This window comes from Arthrobacter sp. NPDC093125 (genome assembly GCF_044754225.1).
Taxonomy (GTDB): Bacteria; Actinomycetota; Actinomycetes; order Actinomycetales; family Micrococcaceae; genus Arthrobacter.
In genome coordinates this window covers 352,041-364,733 of the sequence record NZ_JBIVOQ010000003.1, presented here as the reverse complement: position 1 = coordinate 364,733, position 12,693 = coordinate 352,041, and the positions used below count along the sequence as shown (strand labels likewise).

Genomic DNA, 12,693 nt, shown 5'->3' with positions numbered 1-12,693 from the left:
AAAACAACCCGCTCAGAAGCCACACCCCTGACAGACTGCAGCCACCCAATAGACAGGCAGCTCCCAGCAAACTGTGACACCCTTGTTACGATGATTTCCCAGCTCAGGAACCAGCACAGGAACCCCGGACGCAACCAGCACCGGGGCCCGATGCGCCTCGCACGGGGCACCGGGTTCCTTTTCGTGCTGGCCACCCTGGCCTGCATGGCGGGGCTCGCCGCGACTTACTACTACTTTGTCCGCACCACCACCGGCCAGTTCATCGACGAGTCGGCGCTGGTTGAAGCCGTGGCCATCCACGGGCCTGCGGGCAAGGTCACCACCCGGTTCCTGGACTGGCTGCCCACCATCTCACTGGTGATGGCCGCCGTCGTCGTTCTTTTTGTCACCCTGATCCACCGCCGCTGGCGGGCCGCGGGTATAGCGCTGGCGGCGTGCGTGGGGGCGAACGTCGCAGCGCAGGTGCTCAAGCACCTGCTGCTGGTGCGGCCGGACCGCGGCGTGGAAACGCTCGAGTTCAACTCGCTGCCGTCGGGACACACCACGCTGGCGGCGTCGGCTGCCGCGGCCGTGTTCCTGATGGCTTCCCCGCGCTGGCGGCCGCTGGCCGGGTTCGTGGGCGGCAGTTTCGCGGTCGCCTCGGGGATGTCCACGCTGGTGAACCAGTGGCACCGGCCCGCCGACGTGGTGGCGGCGTTCCTCCTGGTGGGCTGCTTCATGGTTCCCGCCGGCTGGCTGATCATCCGCACGGGCAGCCATGAGTGGAATATGTGGGACGGCTTCAACGGGCACTGGGCGTCGTCGCGGCTCTGGATCGGGCTGCCGGTGGTGATCGGGCTGGCCTCGGCTGCCGTGGCGCTGTACTCGCTGGTGAAGATCGCGCCGCTGCCAGGCCAGGAGGGGAGCACCACGAACTACTTCTGGGCAGGGATTTCGCTGATCGTGATCGCCGGGTATCTGGCAACGGTCGCCACCACTGCCCTGTTCGCTTACGCCGCACGACGGCGGGACGCACCAGGGCGGTAAGCGCACCTTATCGAAAGCGTCGGTGTCGCTCCAGTTGATAGCATGATCAGGACCCCCATCATTCTGGAAGAGGATACCTGTGCGCTCCCGCCGTTCATCGCTGCCTAAATCGTCCGCCTTAGTGGCGTTGCTTCTTGTACTTGCAACGCTGCTCGGCGCTTGCAGCCAAAGCGCTGCGGTGGAGAACAGTCCGAGCGCTGCGGTGGAGAACAATTCAGGCTCTGCGGTTGAAGTTGCCGACTACAAGCTCGACACCAGCATCGGGTCACCATATCTTTCAACCGTTGTTGCTCCCCTGTCGGATAAGACATGGGGCGAAGTGGACAGTAACGGCGTGCTGCAGGTCAAAATTCGTGGCGAGAACGTTTATCATCCCGTAAACAGCGCATGGTTTATCAGCCAAATGATTTCCTCTTATAGGGGCTCCAAGGATCCGGAATATCTTCGTCGGGCGGAGGCCACTACGCGTTATCTCATTCTTCACTCCGTGCGGGATGAAAGCGGTGCAACCTGGTTCCCCTATACCTTCAAGCACGCACCCGGTAAAGGGAAGCTGGACATGGGACGCCCCTGGTACTCCGGGATGGCGCAGGGCATGATGCTCTCGACGTTCATCAACCTGTACGAGACGACCGGCGATATTTACTGGAAAAATCATGCCGATCGGGTTTTCCTCTCCTTCAAGGTAGAAAAGCAGAACGGACAGCCGTGGTTCCGGGAAGTTGAGAAGAACGGCGATAAGAATTACGCCTGGTTTGAGGAATACGTGGGTAAAGACGTACCCTCGTCCCATGTCGTCAACGGGCACATTTATGCAGTTTACGGCGCCTACGATTACTACCGCCTGACGAAAAGCGAAGACGCTCTGTTGATGTTCAATGAAGGAGCGGCGACAATTCGCGACCACTTCGAGGACTACAGGCGGCCAGGCGGACCCTCGTGGTACGCAGTTGCCCCCTTCGCCAAGGACGTCTGGAAATACCCCGCAAGCTACCACAAGGGCGTAGCAAACCAGCTGACGATGCTGGGCAGAATGTCGGGTGACGAGACATTTACCCAACAGGCTGAGCTGTTGAGGTCAGACCACTCCTGATCCTGCCGTCCGGGCGAGGGGAATTGTCCGTGCAGCTGCCGGCCCGGTAAGCGCACCTCATCGAAAGCTCCTTTACAAGCCCCGCACCGGGGCCGACAATAAGTCGCACCACAGCCTCCACTGGATTAGCAGCGCGCTGTCAGTCAAACCTGCACCAGCAATTCCTGCAGAGCAGAGGGGCGGACATGGACGACAAGACGGAAGCCACCCAGGCGACCACAACCAACGCGACCCAAGAGGACACCACCCAGGCGGACCGGGCCCTCAAGGAGAAGCACCGGGCCATGTGGGCGCAGGGCGACTACCCGGCCCTCGCCAGCGAGCTGATCCCGGACCTCGGCGCGATTCTCGTGGAGGCGTGCGCCCTCAAACCCAAGCAGCGCGTGCTGGACATCGGGGCGGGGGCCGGCAACGCCGCCATCCCTGCAGCCATGATGGGTGCCAGCGTTGTGGCCAGCGACCTCACCCCGGAGATGTTCGACGCAGGGCGCCGCCTGGCCGCCGACCGCGGCGTTGAGCTGGAGTGGAAGGAAGCCGACGCAGAAGCGCTGCCCTTCGCGGACGGCGAGTTCGATGTGGTCATGTCCTGTGTGGGCGTCATGTTCGCCCCGCACCATCAGGCCAGTGCCGACGAACTGCTCAGGGTCTGCCGGCCGGGCGGAACCATCGGTCTGATTAGCTGGACGCCGGATGGCTTCCTAGGGAAGATGTTCGCCACCATGAAGCCGTTCGGTCCCCCGCCGCCGCCGGGCGCCCAGCCACCTCCGCTGTGGGGCAGCGAGGACCACGTGCGCGAACTCCTGGACGGCAACGTCACGGACGTCCAGACCCGGAAGCAGATGGTGACCATCACCAGCTTCCACCAGCCGGAAGACTTCCTGCATTACTTCAAGTCCCACTACGGCCCCACCATCTCGGTGTACAAGTACCTGGCCGGGGACGAGGAAAAGGTCAAGGCCCTCGACCAGGCCCTGACCGAGCTCGCCTCAGCCTACGGCGACGCCCACGGTGACTCGCCCTTCCAGATGAAATGGGAATACCTGCTCCTGACCGCCAGGAAGGCCCGGGCAGGCGAACGGGCAACCGAAGGTACCGGGCAGTGACCGGATCCCCTGCCTCGCGACGTGCGCTCGGGGTCGCGTCGATCCCGTCCTTTCAGCGGATCAATGCGTTCCTCAATGACTCCACATACTCCCGACGCCGGCACCTGCACGGCACCTGCGACTTCACCCTGGGCAACCCGCACCAGATGCCCCAGGCGGCGTACGTGGAGACCCTGGCGGATGCCGTCCACCCGCGCGACGACCAGTGGTTTGCCTACAAGACCAACGAGATCGACGCGCGGGAGGCAGCGGCAGCATCGCTGGCCCAGTGGCTCGGTGTGCCATTCCGGCCCGAGGACCTGTACCTCACCACCGGCGGCTTCACCGCGATCGCGCTGGCGCTCAAGACGGTGACGGACCCCGGCGACGAGGTCATCTACAGCATGCCGCCGTGGTTCCTCTACGAGCCGCTGGCCGTCGAGGCCGGCCTGGTCCCGGTGAAGGTCCGGATCGACCTGCGGACGTTCGACCTCGACCTGGCAGCCATCGAAGCCGCCATCACCCCGCGTACCCGCGCCGTCATCATCAATTCGCCAAACAACCCCACCGGGCGGATCTATCCGCCGGAGCTTCTCCAAAGCCTCGCCGGGCTGCTCGAGGAGGCCTCTGTCCGGAACGGCCGCCGCATCTACCTGATCTCGGACGAGCCCTATAACCGGATCGTGTTCGACGGCGCCCGCTTTCACAGCCCGACCGAGTTCTACCCGTACACGCTGCTGGCCTACTCGTACGGAAAGACGCACCTGGCGCCGGGGGAACGGGTAGGTTATCTGGCGTTGCCTTCCACCATGCCCGACCGGAAGGAACTCCGCCCTGCCATTGAAGCCCTGCAGGTGGCAATGGGCTGGATCTTTCCCAACGGCTCCCTGCAGTTCGCGCTCCCCCGGCTGGAACAGTTCACGATCGACGTGGAGCAGCTGCAGCACAAGCGCGACCGGCTCGTGGAGGAACTGTCCGGCATGGGTTACCAGCTCCGGCCGCCCGAAGGCGCGTTCTATCTGTTCATCCGTTGCCCCATTGCCGACGACGAGGCGTTCACGGAAGCCCTCGGCCATGAGGATGTCTTCGTTCTTCCCGGCGCCCTCTTCGAAACGCCCGGCTACTTCCGGATATCCCTCACCGCCAGCGAGGAGATGGTGGAGAACAGCCTGCCCCATTTCCGCGCCGCGATCGAGCGGGCGAGCCAGGACCGCCCCGAGGACGCAGAGATTATCGGCCTCCCGACGGGGCTAATCCCCGTCATTCCCCCGCCGCACGGACCGGCACACTGATCTGCAGTTTACGGAGCAACGATGACCGTTGGAATTATCTGAGCCGGACGCTGCTGACCTTAAGCGTGGAACTCGACCGCCCGCCGAGCCTGAGCAACAACCTGCAGGCGGCTCTTTTGTCACGCCTTCGCCCAACTAGGTAGCACCTCAGGTCGTTCTCAGCGCTGAGAACGACCTGAAGTGCTACTTAGTTGGGAGGGGGTGGGAGGAATTCCGATGCTGTGCCGGACGTGTTGAATTCCCGGTCTGCGCCGGCACACTCCCGTTCTGCGCAGGTGAATTGTTGGTCTGCCTTGGTGAATTTTCGGTGAATTGCATCAGGGGAATTTATTTCTTGAAACGCACTATTAAGCAATCCACTGGAGAAATGAGAAACACTTTTATTGCGTAATTCCATAATCAACCTGTATCGTATTCATTCAGGTCGGGATGTGACCTCTCCTGGGGCCACAAGCCCCCAACTGCCTGCACCGCTGCTCGTGCCTGGGCCTTTCCCCGCACCAATCACCGCGCGGCCCCCTATTTCCATACCCTGTCCCCATCTTCCTACCCAGCCCTACTATCTTTGCTGTCCGGCACTGCCCGGCCAGTAGCCGCCGCTCCCGGCAACACACTCAGGGGAGCACAACTGTGATGAAAGGCCGGCCTTATGATCGCCGACACCCGCACAACACTGACCCGCCCTGAACCCCAATCTGCACAGCCCGCTTCCGCGCCAGTCCACAATGCGCCGGATTCCCGGCGGCAGACCGTCCGTCTGGTTCTGCTCGGCATCCTCTGCACCGCCGGCTGGCTTGCCTCCGTCCTGATGGGGCACTTCGTGGAATTCGGGCCGGAACTCCACCGCCTTGGACTTTCCGTCCACATCCTGGCATTGGTGCTGTCCTTCGGCACCATCCTCGTCGTGGACTGGCTGGGCCTGCTCTGGCTGATGGGCAAGGTGCACATGCACGAATCGCCCAAGCTCGAGGCGGCCGCGAAACCGCTGATCTGGGGCGGCCTGGCGCTTCTGCTGGCCTCGGGAGCCCTCATCCAGCCCGACCTCACCAACCCGGTCACCGCCGTGAAGCTCGGCTGTGTGCTCGTCCTGATGCTGAACGGACTGAGTATCGCCCCGATGATGCACAAGCTGTTCGCGCTCCCGCCGGAAACACGCTTCGGTGAATTGGCGCACCGGCTGCGCCTCCGTCTCCTGATCGCCCTCAGCATCTCGCAGGCGTGCTGGTGGACGGCCGCGTTGATCGGCCTCGTCAACAGCACGCTCCGCCGCTGGGCCGGGGTGTAGCCGGCAAAGCCCCTACCGGTGGAACTGACGCCCTCAGGCGTTCGGGTTGCTGACGAGCTCCAGGAAACGGGACGTTCCCGCCGCGCCGGCCCCGGGATAACGGGCCGCCGTGAGTGCCGCCCGATGAGCGCAGGCCGCCAAATCGGCACAGGCCACCGGAGCAGCACAGACTGCCGGATTGGTGAGGGCCGCTGCCACCAGCTGCTTGCTGTGCCCGTGTTGGGGGTTGGCAAAGAAATCCGCCGTGGCCGCCAGTTCCACCAAGGCCCCCTGATACAGCACGGCCACCCTGTGGCTCATGTACCGGATGACGTTCATGTCGTGGGAAATCATGATCAGTGAAAGACGGCGGTCCCGGTGCAGCCGCAGCAGCAGGTCCAGGACTTTGCGTTGCGTCACGGCATCGAGCGCCGACGTGGCCTCGTCGCAGATCAGTACGTCCGGTTCCAGGAGCAGCGCGCGGGCGATCGTCAGCCGCTGCAGCTGACCTCCCGAACACTGGCTTGGATACCGGTCCAGCAGTCCGGGTTCCAGCTCAACATCCCGGACGGCCTGGTGGATGCGATCCCGGCGCTCGTCCGCCGTCCACGTCTGTTGCCGCAGCAGCGGGGCCTCAAGGCTCGCGCGCAGCTTCATTCGGGGGTCGAAGGCGTCGTGCGGTTCCTGGAAGACGAGCTGCACCTCAGTGCCGGGGCCGCTGCGGGCGGCACTGCCGCCGTCGTTCTTCCCGTCATTTTTCCCGTCCTCCGAGGGCAGCGCCCGCGTAATGCTGCCGCGGTCCGGGGCCTCGACCCCTACGAGCAGCCGGGCCAAGGTGCTCTTACCTGAGCCGGACTGGCCCAGGACGCCAAGAATCTCGCCTTCCCGGAGGCTCAGCGAGACGTTCTCCAGCGCCGGCCGGGCGCCGCGCCCGTTGCCGGCGAACCGCTTAGTGACACCGTCGAGCGTCAAAATGTCGCGGGAGGGGCCGAGTGCCTCCCCGGCCGCCTCTATCCGGCGGCGGGTGAGGGCGCATGCCTCCAGGAGCTCCCTGGCGCACGCGGTCTGGGGCGCGCCGAGGACCGCCCTGACCGGGCCTTCCTCCTGGACCCGGCCGGCGTCGAGCACCACGACCCGGTCAGCGAACGCAGCAACGGTGGCCAGGTCGTGCGTGATGTAGAGGACCCCGAGGGCGTGCTGGCGCCTCTGGGTGTCGATCAGCTCCAGGATCTGCCGCTCCAGCACCTTGTCCAGGGCGGAGGTCGGCTCGTCGGCGAGCAGCAGTTCCGGCTGGCCGGCCATGGCCAGGGCCAGCATCGCGCGCTGGGCCATGCCGCCCGAGAGCTGGTGCGCATAGGACCGCGCACACCGGGCGGGATCGTCGAATCCGGCGTCGGCGAGCAGCTCCAGCGCCTGTGCCCTCGCGGTGCGTCCGCGCAGTCCGCGGTGCAGCTTCAGCGGTTCGGCCAGGTGGCGGCCGATGGTCATCCGGGGGTTGAACATGCGCTTGGGCTGCTGGTACAGCATGCCCACGCGGCCACCGCGTATCCGGTTGAGCTGCGCGCCGTCACACCCCAGGAGGTCCGTCCCGCCCAGCCGGATGGACCCTGCCTCGGCGTGGATCTGAGGCGGCAGCAGCCCCAGGACCGACAGCGCGGTCATCGTCTTGCCGCTTCCGGAGGCTCCCACCAGGGCCACAAACTCGCCCGGTGCCACGGAGAGGTCGACGGCGGAGAGCACCGGACACTGGACCGGCGCATTGCCGGGCGCAGCCTCGCGGAACGCGGCCTTGCGGGACGCGGACTTGCCGGACGCAGCCTCGCGGAACGCGGCCTTGCCGGACGCAGCCTTGCCGGACGGAATAAGCCGCCGCTCTGCCGCGAAAGCACGTCCGGCGCCGGGTTCCCGGACACTGAGGTGCAGCCCCTTAATCACCAGTCCCTCAGACATTGCTGACCGCCGGTGCAGGCGCAGGTGCAGGTCCAGCGGACGACGCCAGCAGCAGCCTGCTGCTGGACATCCGCGCCAGGTGCTGGCCGATCAGGGAGACACACAGCGCCACGGTGAAGATCACCAGGCCGGGCGCCAGGATCGTCATCGGCGACCTCACGGCATAGGGCTGGGCGGCGGCGAGCATCGAGCCCCAGTCGGACTGCGGCGGCTGCACCCCGAGCCCCAGGTATGAGAGGGCGCCGACGCTGATCAGGAACTGCCCGAACCGGAGGGTGGCCTGCCCGAGCAGGGGCCCGGACAGGTGGGGCAGAATGTGCCGCAGGATGATGAACCAGGGCGGGCAGCCGAGGACACGGGCGGCCTCGATGAACCCGCGGGCGTTGACGTCGTACGCGAGCGCCCTGGCCAGGCGGGCGAACGGCGTCCAGCCGGTCACGGTCAGGGCCAGCAGCAGGGACGGATAGCCCGCTCCCAGCGCGGCCACCAGGAACAGGGCCACCACCATTTCCGGCATGGCCAGGAGGATGTCGTTGGTGCGGGTAAAGAACTCGTCCAGCCAGCCCCGCCGGCGGGCACTGAGCACCCCGACCGCCGTGCCGATGACCGCGGTGAGCACTGTGGCCAGGGCGGCGACGGTCAGCGAGAAGCCGCCGCCGTCAAGCAGCCGGCTCAAGGTGTCGCGGCCCAGGTGGTCGGTGCCCAGCCAGTGGGTTCCGCTCGGCGCTGCCAGCCGCAAGGCGAGGTTCTGTTCCGCTGGCGGATAGGGTGCGATCCAGCCGGCGAGAAGCACGGACAGCACGATGAGGGCCAGGACCGAGGCGGCGGCCCAGATGTGGCCCGGCAGATGTGGAAAGGGCAGATTGCGTAGCCTACGCATGGCGCATCCTTACCTGGGGGTTAAGGAGCCCGTGGACCATGTCCGCGGCGGTGGTCAGCAGGACAGCAAGCCCCACGACCACCACCACGGCTCCCTGGGCCAGCGGGATGTCGCTGTTCAGGACTCCGTCGAACAGGAGCCGCCCCATGCCGGGGATGGCGAAGATGACCTCGATGATGACTGATCCGCCCAGCAGGCCTGCGAACCATACGGCCGCGAGCGTGGTGAGGGGCAGCAGCCCGTTGGGGATCACGTGCTTCCGGAGGGTTTGGACGTAACTGAGTCCTCTCCCCCGCGCGGCGACGACGTGGTCCGCACCCAGCGCGTCGAGCATTCCGTCGCGCACGGCGGTGGTGAAGTGGCTCGCCGGGCGCAAGGCGAGAACGGCCACGGGAAGAACGGCCGACGTCGGGCCTTCCCACCCGGCGGAGGGCAGCACGGACAGCTTCAGCGCAAAGACCAGCACGAGCATCGGTGCGAGCCAGTACTCCGGCATGGCGATGAACGCCTGCGTGACGGCGGTGATGGCCTTATCAGCCGCGCGACCCTCGTTCAGGGCGGCGGTAATGCCCAGGACGGCGGCGATCACGGCGGCAATGGCGAGGGCCATGACCACGAGGCTGAGTGTGACCCAGAGGGCGGGCAGCACCTGATCCGCCACAGGCGTCCGGCTGGTGTAGGACAGGCCCATGTCGCCGCTGAGGAACCGTCCCAGCCAGCGCAGGTACTGCGTCCACAACGGATCCTGGAGTCCCAGCTGGAGGGACAGGGATTCGACGACTGAATTGTCATCGATCGCGTCACCCGCCACCCGCGAGCGGATGATCTTCCGGACCGGGTCGCCTGGGGTGACGTACGGGATGAGGAACACCACGAAAGACGCCAGAAGAACGGCGGCCACAAGGGCCGCCGCTCTCCTGGCGACGAACTGCATCATCCGCAGCCCTGCTCTAGGGCTTGTGTATCAGGGAAGGCCACGGTCAGGATCCGGACTTGGCCGTTTCAGCCCTGAGCACATAGCGGGCCAGGGGGTCCTGGACGTGGGCCTGCAGGTCGGTGCGGACGGCGTCGATGGCCTGCTCGTTGACGAGCCACACGTTCACGGCCTGGTCCTGGAGGATCTGTCCGGCCTCGGAGTAGAGGCGGTAGCGCTGCTCGGAGTCGGCGGTGGTGGCCGCCTGGGCGATCTTCTTGTCGTACTCCGCGTTGCAGAAGTGGCTGAGGTTGTAGGTGCCCTCGCAGGTGTAGTCCGCGGTGAGGAATCCGATGGGGTCCGCGATGTCGATCAGGCGGTTGCGCTGGCTCAGCACCATGTCGTAGTTGCCGGACAGCAGGTCCGGTTCCACGGCGGCGTATTCCTTGGTCACGATTTTCACCGGAACGCCCACAGCCTTCAGGTTTTCCTGGATGACGGTGGCCACGTCGGCGAACTCCGCGCGCTCCACGATGGCGACGATCTCGAGCGGCCGGCCGGCGGTGTAGCCGGCAGAGGCGAGCAGCTTCTTCGCGGCCTCGAGGTCCTGCTTCGGGGCCTCGGCGCCCTCAATGGACCAGGGTTCCGACGGGGCGAAAGGACCGGTGGACGGGGTGGCAGCACCTTCATAGACGCTTGCCGCAAGGGCATCCAGGTCGAGAGCCGAGCGGACCGCCTTGCGGAAGTCGACGTCGTCGAACGGGGCCTTTCCGTTGTTCATGTACAGGGTGGCGGTCCGCGGCGAGTCGGCTTTGAGGAGCTTGACGTTGGAATCGCCTTCCAGCGCGGCCAGGCCGGAGACCGGGATGGACAGCGAAACGTCCGCCTCGCCGGTCTGGACCTGGGTGGTGCGGGTGCCGCCGTCGGTGATGAACCGGACCTCGGCACCGGCAAGCTGCACCTTCCCGCCCCAGTAGTCCTCGTTGCGGTCCAGGGTCAGCGACTGCTTGGGCTTTTCGGAGACAGGCTTGAAGGGGCCGGTGCAGTGGCCGAACGGATCGACACTTTCACCCTTGAAGGCGGCCGGTGCCAGCACGCCGGTGTTGACGCTGGCCAGGCGGTAGGGAACCAACGGGCTCTTGGTCGGGGTGGTCACGCGGACGGTGTGCTCGTCCACGGCCTTGACACCGCTGACCACCTTGGGGCTGAAGGCCCTGGCGGGCACGTCGGCCTTGAGGACGTTCTGCAGGGAACCCACCACAGCGGCAGCCGTCAGCGGGGTGCCGTCCTGGAACTTGACGCCGTCGCGGAGGGTGAAGTCCCACTCGAGGTCGGAGACCTGCTTCCACTCGGTCGCGAGCGAGGGCACGATCTTTCCCTGCGTCTCGTCGTAGCGGGTCAGGGTTTCAAGGCATCCGGACAGGGACAGGATGTAGGCGGCGTCGCTGGCCAGGGCCCAGTCCGCAACCGGCGCGCGGAAGTTGTCGACGACGATCCGCTGGTCAGGGTCCGCAGCGCTGGTCTTTCCGGCCTCGCCGCCGAAGCCGCAGGCGGACAAGGAGAGAAGCGCCACGAGCCCCACGGACACGGACAGCGGGATTGAAGAGCGCAACGAAACCACCTAGCTTTGAGGCCTGCGACGCTGCAGGCGGAGTGAAACGGCCGGAGAGGCCATCCAAAGTGTAGGCTAACCTAACTTCTCTGCTCAAAACGGCCGTTACGGCCGCCGTAATATACCAACCGGCTATCACCGCCGCCGCCGCAGCCGGGTGCTTCGAACGTCCGACGGCGTCAGTAGTTCCGGCGGTGCTTGAGCCGTGGAAGGACGACGGCGAACACGGCTGCCGCTGCGAACCCCAGCATGCCGGTGGCCATCACGCCCGCCCCGAGGGAGGCTGCCGCCGTCACCGCGGAGAGCAGCACCGGGCCGCCGGTCTGGCCCGCGTCGGCGATGAACCGCCACAGGCCCAGAAACTGTCCGCGGCCATTGTCGGGCGAGAAGTCGGCGCCGAGGGTCATCACGAGCCCCGAGCTGATGCCGTTGCCGAACCCGATCAGCAGCACCACGAGCAGCAGTCCGGTGAACCCTGCCGTGAGCGGAATCAGCATCAGGGCGGTGCCCATGATCAGGGTGGACGGCAAGGCCACCCAGAGGCGCCCGCGCCGGTCCATGACCTTGCCGGCCGGATAGAACACCAGCATGTCGATCGCCCCGGACAGCCCGTACAGCAATGAAGCCTGGGACGCGTCGAGCCCGACATGGTCCGCCCACAGCGGGATCACCACCTGCCGCGAGGCCCGCAGCGCGGACAGCAGCAGGATCCCGGCACCCGCGCTCAGGAACACGCCGGCATGGGACACGGCCACCCCGCGCAGTGTGGGCGCAGGACCGGCCGGACCCGCGGCGCCTCCGGGAGCAGCCACGTCGGGAATGGTCACCGCGAGCGCGGCTGCCGCCGCCATGCCTGCCACACCCACCCAGTAGGCGCCGCTGATCCCGGCGAACTGCATGACGGCAGCGCCGACGAACGGGCCGATGAAGATGCCGATCCGGTTTACGCCGCCCAGCGTGGACAGCGCCCGCGCCCGGAACTCTACCGGCACGGCTTCGGTGAGGTACTTTTGCCGGGCCAGGCTGAAAACGCTGGCGGACATTCCGACGACGGCCATCGCCGCGGCGAGCAGCCAAAGTCCGTCGGGAATCACCGAGGACAGCCCTGCCGCCAGGAGGGCAAGCGCCCCGGCCGCTGCGGCGCCCACGATGGACCAGCGCTCACCGAACTTAAGGGTGATCATGGAGGCGGGCAGGTTGAAGAACCACGAACCCAGCCCGATCAGGGTGACGATCAGCGCGGCGACCGCCACGGATGCGCCCAGTTCTCGGGCGGACAGGGCCACCACCGGCAGCACCGCCCCTTCGCCGAAAGAGAACAGGAGCGCGGGCCCGAACGCCGGAACAGCGATGCCGCGGAGGCTGAAGGGCTGCGGGCCATCGGGCGGAGTCATCCCGTTCATCCTAGGGGGGCCCATGGGCGCGGCCGCGGCAAATCTGCAGCATACCCCTTGAAAGTAAACCAACATCACACCGGCCAGTGCCGTCCGTCATAAAGTGATATTGCTAGGTCACGTTACTAAGACTGCTTAGCATTGCCGTACTAAACCGGGGCCGCGAGGTTCCGGATAACTGAACAGC

At 66.1% G+C, this 12,693-nt stretch carries 10 protein-coding genes; 5 read left to right on the top strand and 5 right to left on the bottom strand.

The genetic code is table 11. From position 1 onward, the window contains the following. Nucleotides 1-90 precede the first annotated feature (90 nt). The 5 genes from ACIP9X_RS08935 to ACIP9X_RS08915 all read left to right on the top strand — a co-directional run bounded on the left by ACIP9X_RS08935 (nucleotide 91) and on the right by ACIP9X_RS08915 (nucleotide 5,778). Complete coding sequence (locus ACIP9X_RS08935; protein ID WP_400479358.1) at nucleotides 91-1,026, top strand: phosphatase PAP2 family protein; 936 nt, start codon at nucleotides 91-93, stop codon at nucleotides 1,024-1,026. A gap of 121 nt (nucleotides 1,027-1,147) precedes the next feature. After that, nucleotides 1,148-2,119, top strand: coding sequence for a D-glucuronyl C5-epimerase family protein (locus tag ACIP9X_RS08930; protein ID WP_400479357.1), 972 nt, complete (start codon nucleotides 1,148-1,150; stop codon nucleotides 2,117-2,119). A 185-nt stretch (nucleotides 2,120-2,304) separates the two neighbouring features. Then, nucleotides 2,305-3,222 carry a class I SAM-dependent methyltransferase gene (locus ACIP9X_RS08925; RefSeq protein WP_400479356.1) on the top strand — a complete coding sequence of 306 codons (918 nt, stop codon included), beginning with the start codon at nucleotides 2,305-2,307 and terminating at the stop codon, nucleotides 3,220-3,222. Next, nucleotides 3,219-4,493, top strand: a complete 1,275-nt coding sequence (locus ACIP9X_RS08920; RefSeq protein WP_400479355.1) for an aminotransferase class I/II-fold pyridoxal phosphate-dependent enzyme — start codon at nucleotides 3,219-3,221, stop codon at nucleotides 4,491-4,493. Before ACIP9X_RS08925 ends, ACIP9X_RS08920 begins: the two co-directional genes overlap by 4 nt. A 649-nt stretch (nucleotides 4,494-5,142) precedes the next feature. Continuing rightward, the gene (locus ACIP9X_RS08915) at nucleotides 5,143-5,778 is read left to right on the top strand and encodes a hypothetical protein (RefSeq protein ID WP_400479354.1); all 636 of its coding nucleotides are present in this window, start codon (nucleotides 5,143-5,145) and stop codon (nucleotides 5,776-5,778) included. 33 nt (nucleotides 5,779-5,811) lie between these two features. Here the strand turns inward: ACIP9X_RS08915 and ACIP9X_RS08910 are convergent, their stop codons facing one another. The 5 genes from ACIP9X_RS08910 to ACIP9X_RS08890 form a co-directional block, all read right to left on the bottom strand. After that, nucleotides 5,812-7,707, bottom strand: coding sequence for an ATP-binding cassette domain-containing protein (locus tag ACIP9X_RS08910; RefSeq protein WP_400479353.1), 1,896 nt, complete (start codon nucleotides 7,705-7,707; stop codon nucleotides 5,812-5,814). After that, a complete protein-coding gene (locus ACIP9X_RS08905) occupies nucleotides 7,700-8,587 on the bottom strand; it encodes an ABC transporter permease (protein ID WP_400479352.1) in 888 nt (295 codons plus the stop codon). Before ACIP9X_RS08905 ends, ACIP9X_RS08910 begins: the two co-directional genes overlap by 8 nt. Beyond that, the gene (locus ACIP9X_RS08900; RefSeq protein WP_400479351.1) at nucleotides 8,580-9,524 is read right to left on the bottom strand and encodes an ABC transporter permease; all 945 of its coding nucleotides are present in this window, start codon (nucleotides 9,522-9,524) and stop codon (nucleotides 8,580-8,582) included. Before ACIP9X_RS08900 ends, ACIP9X_RS08905 begins: the two co-directional genes overlap by 8 nt. Before the next feature lie 43 nt (nucleotides 9,525-9,567). Then, complete coding sequence (locus ACIP9X_RS08895; protein WP_400479350.1) at nucleotides 9,568-11,112, bottom strand: ABC transporter substrate-binding protein; 1,545 nt, start codon at nucleotides 11,110-11,112, stop codon at nucleotides 9,568-9,570. Nucleotides 11,113-11,291: 179 nt separating this feature from the next. Continuing rightward, the gene (locus tag ACIP9X_RS08890) at nucleotides 11,292-12,506 is read right to left on the bottom strand and encodes an MFS transporter (protein ID WP_400479349.1); all 1,215 of its coding nucleotides are present in this window, start codon (nucleotides 12,504-12,506) and stop codon (nucleotides 11,292-11,294) included. Nucleotides 12,507-12,693 lie beyond the last annotated feature (187 nt).

Bases quoted from the DNA above. Each gene is read 5' to 3' on its own strand.
- ACIP9X_RS08935 (WP_400479358.1), top strand. From the start codon at position 91: ATGATTTCCCAGCTCAGGAACCAGCACAGGAACCCCGGACGCAACCAG.
- ACIP9X_RS08925 (WP_400479356.1), top strand. From the start codon at position 2,305: ATGGACGACAAGACGGAAGCCACCCAGGCGACCACAACCAACGCGACC.
- ACIP9X_RS08915 (WP_400479354.1), top strand. From the start codon at position 5,143: ATGATCGCCGACACCCGCACAACACTGACCCGCCCTGAACCCCAATCT.
- ACIP9X_RS08910 (WP_400479353.1), bottom strand. From the start codon at position 7,707: ATGTCTGAGGGACTGGTGATTAAGGGGCTGCACCTCAGTGTCCGGGAA.
- ACIP9X_RS08905 (WP_400479352.1), bottom strand. From the start codon at position 8,587: ATGCGTAGGCTACGCAATCTGCCCTTTCCACATCTGCCGGGCCACATC.
- ACIP9X_RS08900 (WP_400479351.1), bottom strand. From the start codon at position 9,524: ATGATGCAGTTCGTCGCCAGGAGAGCGGCGGCCCTTGTGGCCGCCGTT.
- ACIP9X_RS08890 (WP_400479349.1), bottom strand. From the start codon at position 12,506: ATGACTCCGCCCGATGGCCCGCAGCCCTTCAGCCTCCGCGGCATCGCT.